23 protein-coding genes are annotated in these 20,109 nt (G+C 42.1%); 10 read left to right on the forward strand and 13 right to left on the reverse strand.

Annotated elements, in window-relative coordinates; translation table 11 throughout:
* Window positions 1–483, forward strand: coding sequence for an rRNA maturation RNase YbeY (ybeY, locus tag FTT70_RS03440; RefSeq protein ID WP_004976192.1), 483 nt, complete (start codon window positions 1–3; stop codon window positions 481–483).
* A 212-nt stretch (window positions 484–695) separates the two neighbouring features.
* Here the strand turns inward: ybeY and FTT70_RS03445 are convergent, their stop codons facing one another.
* Window positions 696–1,553, reverse strand: coding sequence for an energy transducer TonB (locus FTT70_RS03445; protein ID WP_171062604.1), 858 nt, complete (start codon window positions 1,551–1,553; stop codon window positions 696–698).
* A gap of 275 nt (window positions 1,554–1,828) precedes the next feature.
* Here FTT70_RS03445 and FTT70_RS03450 point away from each other — a divergent pair, with 275 nt between their 5' ends.
* From FTT70_RS03450 to FTT70_RS03465, 4 genes are all read left to right on the forward strand, one after another.
* Window positions 1,829–2,503 carry a hypothetical protein gene (locus tag FTT70_RS03450; RefSeq protein ID WP_004976182.1) on the forward strand — a complete coding sequence of 225 codons (675 nt, stop codon included), beginning with the start codon at window positions 1,829–1,831 and terminating at the stop codon, window positions 2,501–2,503.
* Between the two features lie 145 nt (window positions 2,504–2,648).
* Entirely contained in the window at window positions 2,649–3,362 is a 714-nt protein-coding gene (locus tag FTT70_RS03455; protein WP_004976176.1) for a DUF3108 domain-containing protein, read from the forward strand.
* 128 nt (window positions 3,363–3,490) lie between these two features.
* Window positions 3,491–4,066 carry a xanthine phosphoribosyltransferase gene (locus FTT70_RS03460; RefSeq protein ID WP_004976172.1) on the forward strand — a complete coding sequence of 192 codons (576 nt, stop codon included), beginning with the start codon at window positions 3,491–3,493 and terminating at the stop codon, window positions 4,064–4,066.
* A gap of 260 nt (window positions 4,067–4,326) precedes the next feature.
* On the forward strand, window positions 4,327–4,725 hold the full coding sequence (locus FTT70_RS03465) for a hypothetical protein (protein ID WP_131261030.1): 399 nt from the start codon (window positions 4,327–4,329) through the stop codon (window positions 4,723–4,725).
* A 65-nt stretch (window positions 4,726–4,790) separates the two neighbouring features.
* On the opposite strand, the gene FTT70_RS03470 is transcribed toward FTT70_RS03465, so the two are convergent.
* Together FTT70_RS03470 and wrbA are read right to left on the reverse strand one after the other, a co-directional pair.
* A complete protein-coding gene (locus FTT70_RS03470; RefSeq protein ID WP_131261032.1) occupies window positions 4,791–4,982 on the reverse strand; it encodes a hypothetical protein in 192 nt (63 codons plus the stop codon).
* 570 nt (window positions 4,983–5,552) lie between these two features.
* The gene (gene wrbA / locus FTT70_RS03475) at window positions 5,553–6,149 is read right to left on the reverse strand and encodes an NAD(P)H:quinone oxidoreductase (protein WP_026438329.1); all 597 of its coding nucleotides are present in this window, start codon (window positions 6,147–6,149) and stop codon (window positions 5,553–5,555) included.
* 114 nt (window positions 6,150–6,263) lie between these two features.
* Between wrbA and FTT70_RS03480 the strand changes: the two genes are divergently transcribed.
* The gene (locus FTT70_RS03480; protein ID WP_131261034.1) at window positions 6,264–7,511 is read left to right on the forward strand and encodes a YihY family inner membrane protein; all 1,248 of its coding nucleotides are present in this window, start codon (window positions 6,264–6,266) and stop codon (window positions 7,509–7,511) included.
* A gap of 146 nt (window positions 7,512–7,657) precedes the next feature.
* On the opposite strand, the gene FTT70_RS03485 is transcribed toward FTT70_RS03480, so the two are convergent.
* The 6 genes from FTT70_RS03485 to FTT70_RS03510 form a co-directional block, all read right to left on the reverse strand.
* Window positions 7,658–8,596, reverse strand: coding sequence for a DMT family transporter (locus FTT70_RS03485; protein ID WP_136144062.1), 939 nt, complete (start codon window positions 8,594–8,596; stop codon window positions 7,658–7,660).
* 166 nt (window positions 8,597–8,762) lie between these two features.
* On the reverse strand, window positions 8,763–9,167 hold the full coding sequence (locus FTT70_RS03490) for a biopolymer transporter ExbD (protein ID WP_004976158.1): 405 nt from the start codon (window positions 9,165–9,167) through the stop codon (window positions 8,763–8,765).
* Window positions 9,167–9,790, reverse strand: a complete 624-nt coding sequence (locus FTT70_RS03495; RefSeq protein ID WP_096901723.1) for a MotA/TolQ/ExbB proton channel family protein — start codon at window positions 9,788–9,790, stop codon at window positions 9,167–9,169. Before FTT70_RS03495 ends, FTT70_RS03490 begins: the two co-directional genes overlap by 1 nt.
* 20 nt (window positions 9,791–9,810) lie before the next feature.
* A complete protein-coding gene (locus tag FTT70_RS03500; protein ID WP_104853035.1) occupies window positions 9,811–10,602 on the reverse strand; it encodes an energy transducer TonB in 792 nt (263 codons plus the stop codon).
* Between the two features lie 261 nt (window positions 10,603–10,863).
* Window positions 10,864–11,730, reverse strand: a complete 867-nt coding sequence (gene purU, locus FTT70_RS03505; protein WP_004976151.1) for a formyltetrahydrofolate deformylase — start codon at window positions 11,728–11,730, stop codon at window positions 10,864–10,866.
* Window positions 11,731–11,821: 91 nt separating this feature from the next.
* The gene (locus FTT70_RS03510) at window positions 11,822–12,523 is read right to left on the reverse strand and encodes a TetR/AcrR family transcriptional regulator (RefSeq protein WP_004976150.1); all 702 of its coding nucleotides are present in this window, start codon (window positions 12,521–12,523) and stop codon (window positions 11,822–11,824) included.
* A 117-nt stretch (window positions 12,524–12,640) separates the two neighbouring features.
* Here FTT70_RS03510 and FTT70_RS03515 point away from each other — a divergent pair, with 117 nt between their 5' ends.
* The 4 genes from FTT70_RS03515 to FTT70_RS03530 all read left to right on the forward strand — a co-directional run bounded on the left by FTT70_RS03515 (window position 12,641) and on the right by FTT70_RS03530 (window position 16,535).
* Entirely contained in the window at window positions 12,641–14,089 is a 1,449-nt protein-coding gene (locus FTT70_RS03515) for a coniferyl aldehyde dehydrogenase (protein WP_004976148.1), read from the forward strand.
* 163 nt (window positions 14,090–14,252) lie between these two features.
* Window positions 14,253–14,489 (forward strand): 50S ribosomal protein L28, encoded by a 237-nt coding sequence (gene rpmB, locus FTT70_RS03520; protein ID WP_004976147.1) that lies wholly within the window; start codon window positions 14,253–14,255, stop codon window positions 14,487–14,489.
* A 16-nt stretch (window positions 14,490–14,505) separates the two neighbouring features.
* Window positions 14,506–14,661, forward strand: a complete 156-nt coding sequence (gene rpmG, locus FTT70_RS03525) for a 50S ribosomal protein L33 (RefSeq protein ID WP_004976146.1) — start codon at window positions 14,506–14,508, stop codon at window positions 14,659–14,661.
* 158 nt (window positions 14,662–14,819) lie between these two features.
* Window positions 14,820–16,535: a cation:proton antiporter gene (locus FTT70_RS03530; RefSeq protein WP_180168293.1), complete on the forward strand. Its 1,716-nt coding sequence runs from the start codon at window positions 14,820–14,822 to the stop codon at window positions 16,533–16,535.
* A gap of 190 nt (window positions 16,536–16,725) precedes the next feature.
* Here the strand turns inward: FTT70_RS03530 and FTT70_RS03535 are convergent, their stop codons facing one another.
* The 4 genes from FTT70_RS03535 to FTT70_RS03550 all read right to left on the reverse strand — a co-directional run bounded on the left by FTT70_RS03535 (window position 16,726) and on the right by FTT70_RS03550 (window position 20,109).
* On the reverse strand, window positions 16,726–17,004 hold the full coding sequence (locus FTT70_RS03535; RefSeq protein ID WP_131261040.1) for a hypothetical protein: 279 nt from the start codon (window positions 17,002–17,004) through the stop codon (window positions 16,726–16,728).
* Window positions 17,005–17,107: 103 nt separating this feature from the next.
* The gene (locus FTT70_RS03540; protein WP_179988458.1) at window positions 17,108–17,611 is read right to left on the reverse strand and encodes a DUF6586 family protein; all 504 of its coding nucleotides are present in this window, start codon (window positions 17,609–17,611) and stop codon (window positions 17,108–17,110) included.
* A 175-nt stretch (window positions 17,612–17,786) separates the two neighbouring features.
* Entirely contained in the window at window positions 17,787–18,041 is a 255-nt protein-coding gene (locus FTT70_RS03545; RefSeq protein WP_004976139.1) for an RNA-binding protein, read from the reverse strand.
* A 79-nt stretch (window positions 18,042–18,120) separates the two neighbouring features.
* Window positions 18,121–20,109 carry an ATP-dependent helicase gene (locus FTT70_RS03550; RefSeq protein WP_180168294.1) on the reverse strand — a complete coding sequence of 663 codons (1,989 nt, stop codon included), beginning with the start codon at window positions 20,107–20,109 and terminating at the stop codon, window positions 18,121–18,123.

Consider the following 20,109-nt stretch of genomic DNA (forward strand, 5'->3'; position numbering starts at 1 on the left):
TTGAAATTAAGTCTCAGCCTGCAACAGGACATTCAAGCGCCTGAGCTGGTGTTAAAACGTGCCTATCTGAAAAAAGTAGTCGAAACCACTTTAAGACATATAGACACCCAAAGTGATTGTGAAATTGGAATTGCCTGTGTCGATCATGCCGAAAGTCACAAGCTCAATCTGGAATATCGCAAAAAAGACAAATCTACCAACGTCTTGTCTTTCCCAAGCGATTTACCCGATGAAATGGCACAAGTTTTGCCGAGCTTCCCTATTGGGGATTTGGTAATTTGTATTCCTGTGGTTTTACAGGAAGCTGCAGAACAAGCCAAAACACCATTAGCGCATTTCACTCACATGCTAGTACATGGCACGCTGCACCTTATGGGCTATGATCATGAAACCTCAGATGAGGATGCCGAAGAAATGGAAGCTTTAGAAGTTGAGATTCTTGCCAAGTTGGGTTTGGATAATCCATACATGGAAAGAGATTGAATTTTAAGTTTTAGAAAATCATAAAAATAGCGGGCTAAGGCTCGCTTTTTTGTTTAAAACTACTCCCTCCCAATGGGAGGGAGAACATTCATTAGAGTCCCATGATTGCTAAATACCAGAAGAACATTGCTGCGTAAAGCAGAGAGTAGATTCTTGTTACTTGTCCACAAAGTCCTCTCTCCCTTTGGGAGAGAGCCAGAGAGAGGGAAAAACTAGCGCACCTCAAACTCAGCTTCAGCAGGGTCAAAACGCCACGTCCGTACAATCCGCAATTCAGAAATATCTTTCATTTTGGCATCAAATGCACCAAAAGGTGCGGCTTTACGCACCGAAGCTTTGGCTGCTTCATCTAGCATGGCATGTCCTGAACTTTCAATTAAACGAATGGCACGAATCCCACCATTGTTGTTCAAAATCACCATTAAACGTACTTCGCCTGCCAAATTCTGTGCTTTGGCTTGTTCTGGATAATAACGGTTACCATAAAATTCGACTTTTTGACGGAATTTTTCCATATAACCAGCGGTGTTGTCTTGCTTGGCCTGAATCCCATCGATGGTTTTAATTTTTTGCTGACGGCTAAAATTTTGTTGGCGTTGTAAATATTGCGCTTCAATACTGGCGACCATGGCAGCCTTAGCTTGGAATTGGCTATTCAACTCCTGCATGGCTTTTTTGCGCTGATTTTCTGCAGCCTGTTTTTGCCAACTGAGCGTGGTCATCAATACTTTTTCTTCAAAGTTTAATTCACGCTGTTGCTGCATACGCTCTAAACTTTCCAATTGCTGCTCCCCTGCACTTTGTTCAGTCATGGGTGCAGGCATATCACTCGACATGCGATGTTCTTCACGGAACGTACCTGAACCTTGCTGATCGGCTTGGGCTAAGAAATCTGCATCTTCAACTTTTGCATCGCTCATGCGTACCGATACCGCAATCTCTTTGACCGCAGCATCGCTTTGTTGCGGTGCAGCAAACTGCACGGCCAAAATTAATGCGTGCAATACAGCAGCCACCAGCAACGCTGCAGCAAAAATAGGATCTTTCCACCAATCTTGCGTAGAAGGCATCAATTGAATTTTTTTTAGCATCACATTAATCCGACAAAACGTCTGATTCCCCAAGCCGCCAAATGCGGTATAAACTAAAGAGCATATTACTTTGCTCAGTTTTTGCTTTTCTGCAAAACTGCGAAGTTCATCAAAAAGCTGACTACTGAGCCTTAAAATCTTAAAAATGGTGCAACTTATTTTGCTAAACTGCAAGCTTCTATGCCTGTATTTTTAATACAATTCGACAAAATATTTGTATCTGTAAAGAATGAATGAACGACTTGGACGGCCGTATGCAAACCCTGATCACCAATATCTCTCAACGTATCCGTCAAGTGTACCAAAAAGCGGAAGGATTTATTGAGGATGAACGTGAATTTCCATTATCTCAGGTCTTCTTAAATGCGACTTTTCAGCGCTTTGTGACCGATAATGTGAAAATGTTGCAAGATCTGCACGCAGACTTACACGACGACTGGTTACGTCTTTATGCAACCCTAGATTACAACGGCTTGAACATCACTCTGTCTGTCGATTTAAAATTAGTACAGATGGAATTGAATAAAGATACTCAGCTGATTGTGTTTGAACAAATTAGTGACACACAGGTGATTGAAGCAAGTTATCCAAGTTTTTTGCATAAAATCGCTGTGAAGTGCGCTTTATTTTACTATCAAAAAATACGCAATGATGACCCTTTAGGCATGATTTTAGAAAAACTCAAAGTCATTAAAGTCAAAGATGATTTGCTGCATTTAGATTTAAATCGCTGGTTGGGCAAAAGCCGCTCTATCATTGACACACTCAGCAAAGTTCATGTGAATCATGCGGTATTACGTGAAGCGGAATTGGTGCTCACTGGCAACGTCAATTTAACGGCGTTGTTCCGCAAAATGTCTGAAGAAAGACTAGAAGATGTGGAAGAATCTCTTGCAGATACGCAAGTCACACCGCTGAAACAAAAATAAAGCTAAGCTGAAACTTTAGAAGAGAATACATACAGGAAAACTACACAAGCCGCATAATTCCTAATTTTCTCTTCATATTCAACGCGTATAATGGCAACAAGCAAGCAAATTGCATCTCCCTACATACAGAGGAAATATCTCAGCAATGGCAAATCATGTATTGAAAAAAATGGGTATGGCAGCCGGTGTGTCTACAGCACTGTTTTTGGCTGGTTTCTCTAGCCAAACATTTGCCATGAGTCCTTTCCAAGCCAGTTATCAATTTAACTACAATGGTAAAAACTTAGGTTCTGCAACACGTACTTTAAGCCAAACAGGTAACCAATGGAGTTATGTGTTTGCTGCCAAAGCAGGCGTGATTGCCTCTGCTACAGAAACTAGCCGTTTTAGTTTTAATAATGGCAAAATTGGCTCATCTAGCTTTAGCCGCAGCAGTAAGATTTTGGTGCATAACAACACCATGAGTATTAACTTCAATCCTTCGGCGAAAACCATTAACACCAAAAAGGACAGCGACACCCGTTCTTTTGCGTGGAAAGCGGGTGTGTTGGATGAGTTGAATGCGGAACTGCAAATCCGTGAAGACTTAAAAAGTGGCGGTTTAAAATCGAGCTACTATATTGCCGATAATAAAGAGGTGGAATCACGTCGCTTTATTAAGCAAGGTTCAGAAAAAATCAAAACCAGTTATGGTACTTTTGATACCATTAAAGTGGTGCTGAAACACAACAAACCAAACCGTGATACGATTTTCTGGTTGGCACCAAAACTTGACTACTTGCCTGTCAAAGTTACCCACCAAGACAAAGACAAGTCTTATGGATTATTACTCACAGGCTATAAAGGCCCGACCAACTAATTTAGAATATAACTACTGAGCAAAGCTTGGCAGTTATTCACCATTTGGTAAATTGTTCTTGCATTTTTTCAGGTGCTTTTTAAAATACGCTTTTGCTTTGAAAAGCACCTGCTCTTGAGGATTCTCCCGTGCATGCACTAGAACAGAAAATTTTAGCCGAAGGTATCGTTCTATCTGAAGCGGTTCTAAAAGTCGACTCTTTCTTAAACCATCAAATTGACCCTGTGATGATGCAGCAAATTGGTCAAGAATTTGCGCGTTTGTTTAAAGATGCAGGCATCACCAAAATTATTACCATCGAAGCTTCTGGCATTGCACCAGCTGTGATGGCAGGTTTAGAGCTTGGCGTACCTGTAATTTTTGCACGTAAATATCAATCTTTAACCTTAAAAGATGATTTATACCGCTCTAAAGTATTTTCATTTACCAAGCAAACTGAAAGCACGATTGCCATTTCAAACAAACATATCAGCGCGAGCGACAAAGTCTTGGTGATTGATGACTTTTTGGCAAATGGTCAAGCTGCACTTGGTTTGGCAGATTTAATCCATCAAGCGAATGCAGAAGTCGTGGGTATTGGGATTGTGATTGAAAAATCATTCCAACCGGGTCGTGAATTATTGCTTGAAAAAGGCTATCGTGTTGAATCATTGGCACGGGTAAAGTCTTTGGCAAACGGTACAGTTGAATTTGTACGCGATTAAGGTCGATGAAAACTGATGTTGTTTCATCATTTTGTCCTGTGATCAAAGAGTGCTGAGGCGCTCTTTTTTATGCTTTTTTTAAACTTAAACAACTCATTTACATATATTTTATTTACAAAATAGCCGCGCTACGCCATTCTGCACTTGAAATAACAGTGATTCAGCAGTCTAGTTTTTCTGATTGCAGCTCTAGACAGCACTTTTTTAGATCGTCTGCGTGCATTGATGCATGCGGCATGAGCATAAGGCAATTTACAGTCATGACACAAGACAATCCGTTGATGGACCACAGTATAGTCTGTCCGAAATGTGGTTCAACTCAAGTTGAAAAACGCAACCATGAACAAAACTTACAAAAAATTGGTGGCGTGTTATTAGGCTCTGCAGGAACGGCAGCAGGTACAGTAGGCGGCGCAGCTTCAGGAGCTTCTATTGGTGCGGCAATCGGTACTGCCGCAGGACCATTGGGCGTAATTATGGGCGGAACGATTGGCACGTTTGTCGGAGCAATTAGTGTGGGAATCACAGGCGGTTTTCTTGGGCATCGCTTTGGTAAAAAAGCAGGTGTAATTGTCGATCAGAATATTTTTCTAGATTTTCAATGCCTCAAGTGCAAACACCGCTTTAAAGAAAAAGTTGAAACAGCCAAGCAGCTCTAAATAGCCCTAAATCAATTTCAAAAAAAGTGCTGCACATGGCAGCACTTTTTTGATTACATCTTTTTTTATTTTGCAGTACTGCTTGCAGAAGTCATCACAGGCTTTTGTGCCGCTAAATACTGTGCTTCCGCAGGTTGTTTTTCAATATGTTGTTCTTCTGGAAAGCTCAGACTATGCACAATTTCAGTCGCTGCAACACTCGACAATGAATATCCTAAACTCAATAGACTTAACCCAATCAGCATCCACTTATTCATTTTCACTTTTCCTCAATCTCTCATTTTTACAGCAGTCCATTGTGCTCAATACATTAGGGTCTGTTGACAATTCGTCTATGTTTGCGGCATGAGAGATATATCTCGCAAGGTTTTTTAGCTGATATAAGGCATGGGACAGGAAATTTAGTCATTCTAAATGACTGGCACATAACGCAATAGCAGCAAAAAATATGCTCGCCCCGAAAGGCTGTGGCTAAAACTTTCTCAGATTGCGTTATGAAACTTAGCAATAATCTCGCTATTCCTTGCGTTTCATGCCTGATCTGCTCAGTTTTAGCCTACAGCGCAAGCCATTTATGAAATGTCAACAGACCCTAGCCTGCAAAAAAAATGCTGCGTGAACCGTGACAGAAAACTCTGCTTTTAAAGCGGTTATTAGACGTGAAAAGAGAAAAACTGAATATCACTGCAAATGGTGATTTTAGGTGAAAAGTGAACTTATTTTTTAGCACGCTCAATGCTACATAAGCCAATCGAATTCAAGTACAAAAGATAAAAGCGTAAAACGATATCCACATTTTACGCTTCATCTTAATTAAAGAAAGAATCTCACATGCCCTGTAATTTTTTTACCATTTCACCTAGGCGTTGTCCTTGCGCTTCACAAAGGATTTTTTCATCCTGACTCAAAGCCTGATCGTGGCGCGGGCCGCTCACATGCGTTGCACCATACGGCGTACCGCCCGTTTTGGTATTTGATAAAGCAGGATGCGCATTATGCAATCCCATAATCATCATTCCGTGGTGAAACAATGGCGGCAACATGGTCAATAAGGTACTTTCCTGTCCACCATGCATCGAACCCGATGAGGTAAAAACGCAGGCAGGTTTATTGTGCAATGCGCCATTCAGCCACAGACTAGTGGTTTGATCCCAGAAATATTTCATTTCAGATGCCATATTGCCAAAACGTGTAGGTGAACCTAAAGCCAAACCTGCACAATTGGCCAAGTCATCCAAAGTACAATAAATATCACCTTCGGCAGGAATACTTGGCTCGGCTTGTTGCACCACGGTCGAGATATTTGGCACAGTTCTAATTTTAACGGGCATGCCACTAGCCTCTACCCCGTTGGCAATTAAATGTGCCATTTCTTTGGTAGAACCATATTTACTAAAGTACAAAACCAGAATATATGCTTGCATCATGCTAAGAAATCAGACTAAAAATGAAAACTATACGGTATTTTGCTGCTTTTTTGGTTAAGCTTAACCATGAAAACAGATAAAGATGATTAAAAAAGTTGAGACAGCCACTGTATGATCGTTGAGTATTTAAAGAAACTGCCTTTTTATGACAAACAATGGTTTCAATTTGTCTTATTTGTGCTGCGTCGCTTTGAAGCAGATCGCTGCCGTGAACAAGCAGGCTCTTTAACCTACACTACCCTGTTTGCCGTTGTACCTATGCTCACCGTATTTTTGGTGATCATCTCATCCATTAAGGCACTCGAACCTGCACGGCAACAATTACAACAACTGATTTACAGCAACTTTTTACCTAAAACCACCATCGCCTTTGATAAAGCCTTAAATGCCTTTACCGACAAATCTAGCAACTTAACCGTCATCGGGATTTTGTTTTTATTCGTGACCACGGTGATGATGCTGACCAGTATTGAAACTGTGTTTAACCGAATTTGGCGGGTTAAGGAAACCCGTGGCGGCATTATGGGTTTTATGCGTTACTGGACCATTATCTCATTAGGCCCTATTTTACTGGGCAGTGCTTTTGTCATTTCCTCAACTTTGGCATCTATGAATGTGCTGAGTAATAACTTTGCAGGTTATGAACTCAATGGCGCATTTATTTTATGGCTGATTTCATTTGCCCTAACCATTTTAGGTTTTTTTATTCTGAATTGGACCATTCCCAACCGCAGTGTACCTATTAAAGCCGCATTAATTGCGGGGGTTTTCAGTGCTGTTGTATTTGAATTTTTGAAAAACCTGTTTGGTTTTATTATGTCCAACTTCACCAGTTATGAAATTATTTATGGTGCTTTTGCTGCCGTACCTATTTTCTTACTGTGGATTTTCCTGTCTTGGAATATTGTGCTGTTAGGTGTTGAAATTAGTTATGCCTTGACCGCTTTTGAAGCCAGTCGCGAAAAAAAATGCCATCCGCTGCTCATGCTATTGGACTTACTGGAATTGTTTTACAAAAAACAAATGCGCGGAGAAAGTGTCACTGAAGCTGAAGCCTTAGATGTATTGGGACGTAATGAAATTGGGCGCTGGCCGTCTTATGTGCTGATGCTAGAACAACAAAATTTAATTAAACGTACTGAAAATGATGAATTTGTTTTGGTGCGCAATTTATCTCAGGTAGATTTTTGGAGTTTTTATTCACAGCTACCGTATTCATTGCCACGTCGTCAGGACTTGGCCAATGTCTATCCTGATGATGAATGGATGCAAAAACTTGGCCCCGTACTCAGTGAAACCGATGACTATTTGGCTGCCAAATTGTCGATTCCGCTCTCTAAGATTTTTGAAGAAAAATAATCTTGTACGCGCTCGCTAGATTTTAAATATCACCCATCTTCAAATTTAAACCCGTATTGAGCTACTAGGTTATTTGAAGGTGATTTTTACATGACAACATTGCTGATGTTGAGTCTTGCTCAAGTTCATGGAAAAGCTGCAAATACTTATTTTCTTTTTAGTACTTGGGTTTTATGTTTAAACCAACATTGAGCATTCACCATCAACACCCCCAGCATGACCAAAACAGCCCCAATCATAAAACTTTGGCTCAAGCTTTCATTCAACAACCATACACCAAACAATACGCCAAATAATGGCGTTAAAAATGAAAACACGCCTAAACTGGATGCTAAATATTGTTTCAGCAACCAAAACCAAGCGAGATAGCTAATAAACGAAATCAATACCGCATGAAAAATCAAACTGCCTATGGCTAAGGCTGTCCAATGAATTTCAGCCTGTCCCATCCACCATGCCATCGGCAGTAAAATCAAAAAACCACCCATCAATTGGTAAAACAAAGTTTGTGTTGCAGGGGCTTCCGATAAACGACTTAGACGTACCGCAACAGTTGTGGCTGCCCAAAGTATGCCTGCACTCAGCGCAAGTAAATCGCCAAAAAGCATCTGGCTGAAGTTTTGGTGGCTCTCTTGTTGCACAGTATCACGCCATAAAAAAGTCACCGCTATGCCAGCAAAAGACAACAGAATCCCGCCCCATTGCAAGCGAGATAAACGCTCTGCAGGTAGTTTCCAATGCAACGCTAAAGCCACAAAAATAGGAGCGGTATATAGTAAAACCACCACATGCGACGCAGAAGTATATTGAATCGCCTGCCCTAACATAAAAAATTCTGCGGCAAATAAAATACCCACCAATATGCCTGCAGGCAGATATTCAGTCGAAGCCCATTGTGTATTTCTTGCAAGCAATAACAAAGGCAACACCATCACAGCAGACAAGCCTGAACGCAGTGCCAATTGCATCAAGGGTGAAATATCTGCCGCAGCAACTTTTAGCACCACTTGTTGCAAACCCCAAAAAACACACAAAATTAGCATCATACTGCTGGCTTTTGCATCAAGTGCTTGGCGTGAACTCATGGCTGAACCTGATCTGAGATAAAAAATAGACTTTAAAGTAAGCAGCGGACTCAACCTAAATCTTTTGGATATTCAACATCATTGAGTACTTGAGGAGTTTTGGCATTATGCGCGACTTTGCATAAAAAAAGCGACCTAAATAGATCGCTAATTTTTAAGGATTAACTTAATCATCTGTTGCGAAAGCAATATCACTGAGTCCGGCTTCACTCGCACGTGACATCACTTGCGCCACAGTATCATAACGCGCATCTTTATCTGCTCTTAACACCACGGTTGGCTGTTGAGCTTGCTGACTAGCATCATTAAAGCGGGTTTGCAACTCATCTAAACTAATGATTTGATCATCCCACGCCACTTCACCATTGGCATTGATACTGACCTGAATTTGCTCAGGCGGTAAATCAACAATTTCTGCGCTGGTTTGCGGTAAGGTTAATGGTATAGATGGGTTGGCAACGGTCGCTGTCACCAAAAAGATGATCATCAATACCAACATAATGTCGATTAGGGGAATAAGGTTCATCTCATTCATGCCTGAATCGTTGTCTTCACCCAATTGAAAAGCCATTAAACCTGACCTCCCACTAAACTTTGTTGTGTTGCATTCACTTCAGTTCTTTGAACAGAAGAATCTTGTTGCAACATGGTGTCAATCAACAAACTATGTGCATGATCTTGCAAATTTGTAGATAAGGTACGGTTCACACGCGAACAAATGTTGTAAGCAATCACGGCAGGAATCGCCACCGCCAAACCGAAGCCCGTCATAATCAACGCTTCACCAACAGGCGTTGCCACTTGAGCCAATCCCGCCTGACCGCTTTTTCCAACCGCAACGAGTGCATGGAAAATACCCCAAACTGTACCAAACAAACCCACAAACGGTGCTAATGACGCAATTGTACCCAGTACCGATACGCCTTTTTCTGCCGATGCTTTTTCTACCGAAATTTGACGCAATAAGGCTTGCTCAGCAACCGCTTTACGCTGCTCAAAATTTAAGGGCACCAGTTTTGCTTTAAGCTGATTTAAAGCCTGTGACAGTTGAGCATAAGCTTGTTGCTTCAATTGGCGCGTGCCTATCAAACGTAATGCGAAGATGGTCCATGTCGCAATCGACATCGCCAATAACACGAAATACAGCGTTTTGCTGACTGCATCTGCGTGTTGCCAATAGACGGAAAAGTTCATACTCGAACTCCTGTTGAAGGTTAGCCGTTAGGGTTCAATGTCAATTCAAAAGGCTGCTCAGCACGAATTGGATAAGCCACGCCATTTTCTTTGTACGGTTTGAATTTTGCACTACGCACTGCGCGTAAAATCTTTTGATCTAAAGCAGGTACACCACTAGAACGCGTAATTTGAGCATCGGTGATCACGCCTTTTTCATTGGCTTCAATCCGAACCACCACGTTACGGGTTTCTCCCTGTAAATCACGATTGGTATAAGAAGGTTTTGGAGAACGACTCCATTGCACGCCTGAGCCGCCAATCGACACTGTTTTTGGAGCAGAAGGTGCGACAGGAGCAGGTGCTGGCGCAACAGGTGCAACTGTCGGTTTCGGTGCAGGCTGTACCACTTTAGTTTCAGTCACCGTTGCTACAGGTGCAGGTTGCACCACACGTTCGACTGGTTTTTCTACGGGCTTCGCCACGGGTTTAGGGGCTTCTGCTTTTTTAACTTGCTGTACTTTTTCTACTTTTTTCGGTGGCGGTGGCAACGGTTTTTCTACCACAGGCACTTCTTTTACAGGCTGAGGCTTGGGTTTTTCAGGCTGTGGTTCAGCCTTAGGTTGCGGTGGCAACGGTTTAGGCTGTTCTTGAATTTTTACAAAGCGTACTTTTAAAGGTTCTTTTTCTATGGGCTTTAAGGTCGGAGTTTGCATTTGCCCCAATGCCCACAACACACCGACATGACCTAATGCAACCACAGCTAAAGCCGTCACAACTTTCTTTTTCATGGCATTGGGCATTTGTAGCATAGCGTTGGGAGATTGGTTCATTAAAGTCAGCGACCTTCAAAAGCAATTGCCAAACCATCACAATTCCGAACGATCAAACTGATCGGTTAGCACAATTAAAGTAACGCAATAATAAATGAGAAGTGTTTTCATTTGCAACTATTTTTTAATAACAAACGTGAATCATCCAATAAATTTGCTATTTTAAAAACAGTTTAAATAAATGTTATAACATTACAATTTTAGCATAAAAAAACATGCCATGTCGGCATGTTTTAATTCGATTTTTAGATAGCTTTTGCCCTATTGAAATACAACAGTTTTGTTGCCATCTACAATAATACGGTCTTCCAAATGCCATTTAACTGCACGTGCCAGTACATTACGTTCCACATCCTGACCCAATTCACGCAGTTGATCTACCGTAAAGTCGTGGTTTACACGCTCTACATCTTGCTCAATGATCGGACCTTGATCTAGGTCTGCTGTTACATAGTGTGCAGTTGCACCAATCAGTTTTACGCCTTTTTCATAAGCTTGTTTATATGGATTTGCGCCCACGAAAGCAGGCAGGAATGAATGGTGAATATTGATCACTTTCATTTCCCACTTAGAGACAAACTCTTCATCCAAAATTTGCATATAACGCGCCAATACCAACAAATCATTGCCTTGCATCAATTCATCAATTTTAGCGTAAGCTTCACGTTTATTTTCTTTATTAACAGGCACTACTTCAAACGGAATACCAAAGTTTTCTACCGCTTCACGCAAGGTGTCATGGTTCGACACCACTTTGGTAATTTCACATGGTAAACCACCACGTGAATGACGCCATAATAGTTCGAGCAAAGCATGATCAACTTTAGACACCAAAATGCCGACTTTTTTCACATCGCTGACCAAAGCCAAACGCCATTGCATTTCATAACGCTCTGCCACGTTAGAAGCAAAGGTTTGCAATAAGCTTTCTTTACGGCTTTGCAAGTGATCCAGTTCAAACTCAACCCGCATGAAATAACGCCCGCCCTGAGCTTCTGTTGCGTATTGATCAAGCGCGGTAATGTTGGCTCCTTGATGATACAAAAAGCTCGATACAGCCTGCACAATACCTGGCTTATCTTCACAGGTAATCAGTAAACGTGCAGTATTCGCAGTCGTCATATTCATGTTGTTTTTAGTCACTACTTGGTTAAATTGAAAAACAAGCCGAGTATTCTAGCGCGTTTCTCAGACATTCTAAATAGCCATTCTCAGTCTCTTAGTCGGCTTGAGTATTTTTACTGGATGATAAACTCTCAAACAGTTCAGATGTGCCTAGTGTTTCTAGTAAACGCTCATAGGTTGCACGACTTTCACCCCGTAAATATGCCCCTTCAAGGAACAGCATTTGACGTAAAGCCTGCCAAATCCATTTTTCTTCCAAATGGTTTGAATCGGTAATGTGACCCGACATATATAAGAAGTTCGTCCAGTTGGTCAGCACAATCCAAATATTGATAATCAAGGCTTCAATTTCTGACTCAGTCATTTGCATCAGACCCGCATCCACAAAGGCCTGATAAATTTTTTGTCCCTGCTGCATGACCTGTCCTGCAAAACGTGGATACATTTTGCGGAAATCTTCATTGGTTTCGACCAAATGATAGACATCACGATGCAAAAAACGATAAGCCCACAGCTGACTACTGAGAACCTGAAAATAACGAATTTTGTCATTGGCATCTAAGCCACGATTTTCAGGCAAAGCCAGCATTTCTAAAGTTTCTTGCTGATATTGTTCCATCAGCTCTTTAATAATTTCGTTCTTATTGCGGAAGTGGTAATACAAGTTTCCTGGGCTCATGCCCAGTTCTGCCGCAATATGATTGGTTGTTACCGAACGCTCACCACGCTCGTTAAACAATTGCAAACTCAATTGCAAAATACGTTCTTTGGTTTTCAACGTTTTGGTTTGAGACATCCTAAAAACAACCATTCTTTAAAATTTGGGGGGCATGAAAACATAAAGTCACTTGACTGATTAGAGTAAATACTCTAAAAATTAACTTATATTGCTTTTATTGAATGGTAACATGCCATGAACAGTCAAACAAAAACAACTTCAATGACCCCACATTCACCCGATTTACAACGTCTGGATGATATTTTGGCATTGCAGAAATATGCCTATCAGCGTCATCCTGTCCCAAGTGCCAAAGAACGCATTGAACGCTTAGCCCGCTTAAAACGTGTGATTGTGAAATATCAGGATCAATTTGCCGAAGCCATTAACCGTGACTATGGCAACCGCGCCATTGCAGAAACCAAAATTGGTGAATTACTTACCTGCTTGGAACATATCAAATATTACAGCAAAAACCTGACCGACTGGATGAAGCCATCTAAACGTCAGGTTGGTATTATCCACCAACCTGCAAAAGCATGGGTACAGTATCAACCTTTAGGGGTAATTGGCATTATTGCACCTTGGAACTATCCGCTGCTGTTGTCTTTAGGCCCACTGATCTGTGCTTTGGCTGCAGGCAACCATGCCATGATCAAAATTTCCAGTGCTTCTGCGCATTTTGGTAAAGTACTGGAAAATGCCATGAGCGAAGCATTTCCGCAGGAATTAGTTGCGGTAATTAATGGCGGCGGTATTATTTCCGATGCATTCTGTCATTTGCCTTTTGACAAAATTATTTTCACAGGCTCTACCGAAGTCGGCAAAACTGTAATGGCTGCCGCGTCACAAAACCTTGTGCCTGTCATTTTAGAACTAGGTGGCAAATCCCCTGTTTTGGTGCATCCATCTAGTGATATGGTCGATGTAGCACAGCGTATTGCGGTAGGTAAACTCTGGAATGCTGGACAAACCTGTGTTGCACCCGACTATATGTTCTTGCCTAAAGGCAAAACTGCCGAATTTATGGAGCATTTCGAGCAATTTGTGACCGAAATGTATCCGCATATTCGTGATAACCAAGACTACACTTCTATTATTAATGACAAACAATATCGTCGCTTACAGGGCTATTTAGAAGATGCACGTGAGCGAGGTGCAAATATTATTGAAATTAATCCGCAAAGTGAAAATGTGGCTGCAACCCGTAAAATGGCACCAACGGTACTGACCAATGTCAGTCCAGACATGCAAATTATGCAAAATGAGATCTTTGGTCCAGTCCTGCCAATCTTAGAATATGAACAAATTGATGATGTAATCGAGTTTATTAATAGCCGACCGCGTCCTCTTGCTTTATACTATTTCGACTTTGATCAGGCGCGTGCCGACTATGTCGCACAGCGAACCCATTCAGGGCATTTCGGACTCAATACTGTATTGACCCACGTTGCACAAGATGACTTACCATTTGGTGGTGTTGGTGCATCGGGCATGGGGAAATATCACGGTCCAGAAGGTTTTTTCAGCTTGTCACATGAACGGTCGGTAATGTCTAATCCGAAGCTTTACAGCTTGAAGTTCATTCTCCCCCCATTTGATAAGCCGATTCATCGATTGATTTCGAAGACGCTTCTTCGTTAACTGATCAAGGCATGAGCTATCAAACACGCTCATGCTGTTTTTGAAGAAAATCGCTTGTCTTTTAAGCGTATTTTTGATATAAAACGCCCCTTGAATGAATTCATCCGTTTATTTTTGACTGGCCATACAGATTTGCTGTTGGCTAAATCAATGGAGTTACACCATGTCTAAGGTTTGCCAAGTTACCGGCAAGCGTCCAGTCGTTGGTAACAACGTCTCACACGCCAACAACAAAACTAAGCGCCGGTTCGAGCCGAACCTGCACAACCACCGTTTCTGGTTAGAAAGCGAAAAACGTTTCGTACGTCTTCGTTTAACCACTAAAGGTATGCGTATTATCGACAAATTGGGCATTGAAAAGGTTGTTGCTGACCTTCGTGCTCAAGGTCAAAAGATCTAAGTAAGGAGTCAGGACAATGCGTGATAAGATTCGCTTAGTTTCTACAGCTGGTACAGGTTATTTCTATACCACTACTAAAAACAAACGTACTATGCCGGAAAAAATGGAAATCAAAAAATTTGATCCAAAAATCCGTCAACACGTAGTTTTCAAAGAAGCTAAAATCAAATAATTTTAGCTTTTTTAAAAAACGACCTTATTCAGGTCGTTTTTTTTTGCACTTTTTTTGCCTCACTTGTTAAAATTTCCTCGTTTTCTTTTTTGGCACTATTTGTGCTTGTCTTATTTCAGTCTTTTGACCGCACCCTCACCATGGCTTAGGAGTTTCTCGTGCCTCATGATGTAGAACTCATCATCTTACTTGCCGTTGGTTTTAGCTTGGCACTGGTATTTGGCTATATCGCTGCGCGCTTACGCCTTCCACCGCTTATGGGCTATCTGATTGCAGGTGTCATCATTAGTCCCAACACACCGGGCATTGTGGCAGATATTCATCTTGCCAACCAATTGGCAGAACTTGGGGTCATGTTCCTCATGTTCGGTGTTGGCATGCATTTCTCGCTAAATGATTTAATGCAGGTACGACGCATTGCTTTGCCTGGTGCAGTATTGCAGATCGCCGTGGCGACCCTGCTCGGTGTAGGCGTGTCGATGATGTGGGGTTGGAGTTTTGGTTCTGCCTTAATTTTTGGCTTAAGTCTGTCTTGTGCCAGTACCGTTGTGCTCTTAAAAGCATTGGGTGATCGTGGCCTGCTCGACTCCGTGAACGGTAAAATTGCCGTAGGCTGGTTGTTAGTTGAAGACTTAGTGATGGTCTTAGCATTGGTGCTTTTGCCTGCCACAGCTGTATTACTGGGTGGACAAGCTATCGACAATGCCAGTGATGAAAATATTTGGCTAACACTCGGACTGACTTTATTAAAAGTTTCAGGCTTTATTGCCTTTATGCTGATTGTTGGCAAACGCCTTGTGCCCTTCATTATGCAAATTGTGGCTCGCTTAGGCTCGCGGGAACTGTTTACTCTAACGGTAGTCGCTGCTGCGGTATCAATTGCCTTTGGTGCTTATAAAATCTTTGGCGTGTCGATGGCACTTGGGGCGTTCTTTGCGGGGATGGTGGTCAAAGAATCTGATTTCAGTCATCGCGCCGAAGAAGAAACTTTACCCTTACGTGAAGTTTTCTCCATTCTATTTTTCGTTGCTGTGGGCATGCTGTTTGACCCGCGTATTCTGATAGAAGAACCACTGCACGTTTTAGCGGTCGTCGGCATTATCATGGTGGGTAAAACCATTGCAGCCATGGCATTGGTCTTGTTCTTCCGCTATCCACTCAATACAGCCTTGACCGTAGGCGCGAGCTTGGCACAAATTGGTGAGTTTTCCTTTATTTTGGCAACGCTAGGTGTATCTTTACAACTGCTGTCACTAGAAGGACAAAACCTGATTTTAGCAGGCGCACTCATTTCAATTACCCTCAATTCCTTTGTTTTTTCTGCGATTGAGCCTGTGCAAAACTGGATTCGGGAACGCTCTTATTTGGCGCGTTTGCTTGAACGCAGCAATGACCCTTTAGCCATGCTGCCCGATGAAGTTTCTCAAGATTATTTACGTGATCAGGTGGTGATTGTTGGACATGGTGAAGTCGGACGCCGCATTACTCAAAATTTAATGGCTGAGAATATTAAGGTCGTGATTGCGGAAGAAAACCGTGAAATTGTCGAAGACTTACGCGAAAAAGGCATTGCTGCAGTCAGCGGCATTGCCACAGAAGCGGGTGTACTGATTCAGGCACATATTCAACATGCACGACTACTCGTTCTCTCGCCTATGGACATTTTGGATATTCATAAAATTGTGGATATTGCCAAAACCCTAAACCCTGAAATTCAGGTTTTGGTGTGTGCAGAAAGCAAAGCCGAAGCGGAAGTAATTCGTAAAGACAACATTGGTGAAGTGTATTTTGCCAAAGAAGAAATGGCGAAAAATATGAGCAATTATATTTTAAATCAAATTGAAATTGCCCATCATCAGCCACCAACGCATTGAGCATCATTCATCTAAAACCCATAGCCAAAATCACAAAAAGCGCACCGTTTAAGCTGCGCTTTTTTGTTGACGTATAGATTGGCTTTCACTGTGTTGATGAAAAACTATCTAATACTGTCCATGATTTTAACCAAAGCAGATAGACAATCTATTCATTAAAGATAGCTCATCACCGAAAGACCTTTTCGGATTAACTCATAAATTGCGGCTGTTCATCCACAATTTCGGCATGCCATTCATTGACCTGCTTTTCCAACAAGCCAAATAATGCCGCCTGAATCATGTGCTGTGCCACAACAGCCGTCTGATCGCCCAATATGGCTTTGACTTCGTCATTGAACTGGATTTTGACCAATGGCTCTTTCTCTGAGCCTGCATTACGCAATGCCAACTCGCCACCTTCAAGCTGAACCAGCTCTAAAATTGCTTCCTGATTACCAAATAATTCTTTCAATTGCTCTATAGACATATATCCTCCATGCTCGACATGGCGGCAAAGGCGCTTGCACTTTGCATCGTTCAGAATATTTATATCGGGCTGATCAGATTTTTTTCAAGGGCGTTTGGTCGGCTTAAAATTCCACCATTTCATTACGAAAACCATCAATCAACTGGGTTAAGTCACGATGCCATTCACGCAAAATTTTCGTATCTGGTAGCCATGCTTGCGGAGATTGCGTGACTTTAATAATCAAATTGGATGACGTTTCCTGTTCAGGTTCTGGTGCACTTGGCTCGGGCGTGTACTGACATAAACGATAAGCGCGCTTTAACTCTGCAATAAAACCCGATTTGCTCAGTTGCTCCAAAATTGCCACTTCAGGGGAAATCTGCCCTTTGGCTGCCATCAATTCTTCAATTGATTTAAGGGTTGGATTACTGTCATTTAAACGATAATACCGCACCAATTCCTGCAAAAAAGCCAGCACCGCGCCATTTAAATGAAACACCGCAGCTTCACGATGTGCCTGCGCTTGCTGAACATGCTCGGTTTGCTCGGCCTGCTGACATGAAAGACGGGCGAAATATAATTTCTGATTGGTACGATCTGCATGAAAACGAGCAACACGGGACATGAGCATTTCCTCAATTTAGCGTTCTAAGAAGCTTAGATTAAACCGATTTTCCTGCAACACCCAATAAAAAATACACTATTTTTACTGCGATAAAATCGCGCACCAATGCAGTGCCAATCTCGTATTTTTACTAAAAATCACGCATAAAAAAGGAGCATTTTTTGCTCCCTTTGAACTATTTTGATGCAGGCTTATCTTCTGCTGCTTTGACGCGTATTCCATGACCATGCAGACGCAAAGTGTTCAGTGCTTTAATGGCTTTTACTGCCTCACGTGCATGTGGCATTTCTACAAATGCAAAACCTTTAGATTTTCCTGTTGCAGCATCCAACACCAAATTACAAGATTCTACAGTGCCATATTCCTGAAAAAGTTTTAACAATTCTTCTTCAGTCACTGTGCGCTCTAAACTACGAACTAAAATTTTCATCTTACAACCTTAAAATAGGCAAAAAACATCAAAAAGCACTCGCCTACTCTACTTTTTGCAGGAAACCTTGTGGCATAGTTTAATCGAGATCAATGCCAAAATCTAAATTAATCGCTTGGCGTTCCACCAAGGCACTTTTCACAGTTTGCTGACGGGTACGGTGATGAGTTTCCATCGCACACAACTGCCGTGTCAGATCATTCAAAAAATAACTGTCCAGTTTGCGCCCTTGTTCATCTACCGTATCACGCGCCCATAAATTAAAATTTTGCTTGGTTAAAATCAGTTCATTTTGGGCACGGGTCAAAGCCACGTACAGCACTCGACGTTCTTCTTCAATATCATCAAAACTGCCCTGCGCCCGTGCATGCGGGTACTGCCCTGCAGTCACATTCGCCACATAACAGACTTTTTGCTCCGTACCTTTGGCAGAGTGAATGGTGATTAAAGTGACCACATCGGTATCAGACTGGCGTTCAATTTCAGAAATAGACACAGGATCGAGCACATATTCTTCTAAAAACTCACTTAACTGCGCATGCTTACCCGCCAGTTGTTGCACCAACTGAAAATCACCCTGACGACGATTCCAGTCTTTTTTATAGTTATCTGCCAATTGTTCCTGAATAGCTTCAATGCCTAAACCGACGCAAGCTGCAACTTCATGTCGTAAGACATCCATTTGCTTCATGATCAATAAAGTTTTTTCTGGCAAGCGTCCAAATTTTTCCAGCTTTTCAATCACCTGATCCATTGTCGGTTCAAGCAACAATTGCTGTGCCAACTTACTCGCACCGACATCGCCCACGCCATTCCATAAAGTGAGAAAACGCATCCATGCAATATCATCTAAAGGATTGGCAATAACGCGCAATAAACTAAGTAAGTCTTTCACATGCGCAGTTTCCAAGAGCTTCATGCCGCCAATAAAACGATACGGCACACTTGCCGCAATACACGCGGCTTCAATATGTCGCGCTGCAAAACTCGAACGCACCAAGACCATGTGATCTGACCACGGCGCGCCTTGCAAGAAATGTCGCTCTTTAATATCAATCGCAATCCATTTGGCTTCATCAAATTCATTCGGGAAAATATGCATTTTGGGTTTGATGCCATCACCACGATGCGCCTGCAACCGTTTGTTATAGCGAATCTCACTTTGATCTAACAACCAATTGGACAGGTCTAAAATTTCCTGCGTAGAACGGTAATTTTGCTCTAATTTGAAAATTTGAGCATTGAGTACGCGCTCTGTGAAATGATGAATATTTTCAAAATCTGCACCACGGAAACCATAAATCGATTGTGCATCATCGCCCACACAAAACAAACTGACCCGATCTTTTAAAGGCTCAAGCAAAGCCCATTGCAAAGGATTGGTGTCCTGCATTTCATCGACCAGAAGATGCTGACAAATTGACGCGACATAATCGACCAGACCTTCCGACTGCGCCAATGCCGATGCCACCACAGCCAAAATATCGTCATAATCGAGAAAGCCACGTGCACGTTTACGGCTTTCGTATTCCTGCATAATTTCAGCAATTTGATCTTTTAATGCCAAATATTCAGGCTGTTGCTTTTCTAAAGCCACACTCAGTTTTTGACGGGTATTCCGCGCAAAAGAATACAAATCACATAATTCTTGAGGCTTGGGCAACTGACTTGGATTTTTCTTATCATCTTTTCCGCGAATGAGGCGAAACATCATCAACTGATCATCACGATCAATAATTGAAAACTGCTCTAAGCCAAAAGCTTTAGGAATACGTCGTAACAAGTACATACAAAAAGTATGAAAGGTCGAAGCACGTAAGCCTTTGGCTTGCTCGCCCAGTGCCAACTCCACCCGTGCGACAATTTCACTCGCCGCACGGCGGGTAAAGGTCAAAACTTGAATTTGATTGGCTGGAATACCCTGATCAATCAAGTACGCTGCACGTGCCACAATGGTTTTGGTTTTGCCACAGCCTGCGCCAGCCAAGACCAGACTATGTTGATGTGCTGTCGTGGCTGCTTGTTTTTGCTGGGGATTCAATTCATCAATTAGGCTGGCTAAACTCAT

It is taken from the genome of Acinetobacter sp. YH01003, assembly GCF_013420525.1.
GTDB lineage: Bacteria > Pseudomonadota > Gammaproteobacteria > Pseudomonadales > Moraxellaceae > Acinetobacter > Acinetobacter towneri.

Coding starts and splice junctions, on each gene's coding strand:
- FTT70_RS03445 (WP_171062604.1), bottom strand. CDS start 1,553: ATGCCTTCTACGCAAGATTGGTGGAAAGATCCTATTTTTGCTGCAGCG.
- FTT70_RS03450 (WP_004976182.1), top strand. CDS start 1,829: ATGCAAACCCTGATCACCAATATCTCTCAACGTATCCGTCAAGTGTAC.
- FTT70_RS03455 (WP_004976176.1), top strand. CDS start 2,649: ATGGCAAATCATGTATTGAAAAAAATGGGTATGGCAGCCGGTGTGTCT.
- FTT70_RS03465 (WP_131261030.1), top strand. CDS start 4,327: ATGACACAAGACAATCCGTTGATGGACCACAGTATAGTCTGTCCGAAA.
- FTT70_RS03470 (WP_131261032.1), bottom strand. CDS start 4,982: ATGAATAAGTGGATGCTGATTGGGTTAAGTCTATTGAGTTTAGGATAT.
- wrbA (WP_026438329.1), bottom strand. CDS start 6,149: ATGCAAGCATATATTCTGGTTTTGTACTTTAGTAAATATGGTTCTACC.
- FTT70_RS03480 (WP_131261034.1), top strand. CDS start 6,264: ATGATCGTTGAGTATTTAAAGAAACTGCCTTTTTATGACAAACAATGG.
- FTT70_RS03485 (WP_136144062.1), bottom strand. CDS start 8,596: ATGAGTTCACGCCAAGCACTTGATGCAAAAGCCAGCAGTATGATGCTA.
- FTT70_RS03490 (WP_004976158.1), bottom strand. CDS start 9,167: ATGGCTTTTCAATTGGGTGAAGACAACGATTCAGGCATGAATGAGATG.
- FTT70_RS03495 (WP_096901723.1), bottom strand. CDS start 9,790: ATGAACTTTTCCGTCTATTGGCAACACGCAGATGCAGTCAGCAAAACG.
- FTT70_RS03500 (WP_104853035.1), bottom strand. CDS start 10,602: ATGAACCAATCTCCCAACGCTATGCTACAAATGCCCAATGCCATGAAA.
- purU (WP_004976151.1), bottom strand. CDS start 11,730: ATGAATATGACGACTGCGAATACTGCACGTTTACTGATTACCTGTGAA.
- FTT70_RS03510 (WP_004976150.1), bottom strand. CDS start 12,523: ATGTCTCAAACCAAAACGTTGAAAACCAAAGAACGTATTTTGCAATTG.
- FTT70_RS03515 (WP_004976148.1), top strand. CDS start 12,641: ATGAACAGTCAAACAAAAACAACTTCAATGACCCCACATTCACCCGAT.
- rpmB (WP_004976147.1), top strand. CDS start 14,253: ATGTCTAAGGTTTGCCAAGTTACCGGCAAGCGTCCAGTCGTTGGTAAC.
- rpmG (WP_004976146.1), top strand. CDS start 14,506: ATGCGTGATAAGATTCGCTTAGTTTCTACAGCTGGTACAGGTTATTTC.
- FTT70_RS03535 (WP_131261040.1), bottom strand. CDS start 17,004: ATGTCTATAGAGCAATTGAAAGAATTATTTGGTAATCAGGAAGCAATT.
- FTT70_RS03540 (WP_179988458.1), bottom strand. CDS start 17,611: ATGTCCCGTGTTGCTCGTTTTCATGCAGATCGTACCAATCAGAAATTA.
- FTT70_RS03545 (WP_004976139.1), bottom strand. CDS start 18,041: ATGAAAATTTTAGTTCGTAGTTTAGAGCGCACAGTGACTGAAGAAGAA.
- FTT70_RS03550 (WP_180168294.1), bottom strand. CDS start 20,109: ATGAGTTTAGCCAGCCTAATTGATGAATTGAATCCCCAGCAAAAACAA.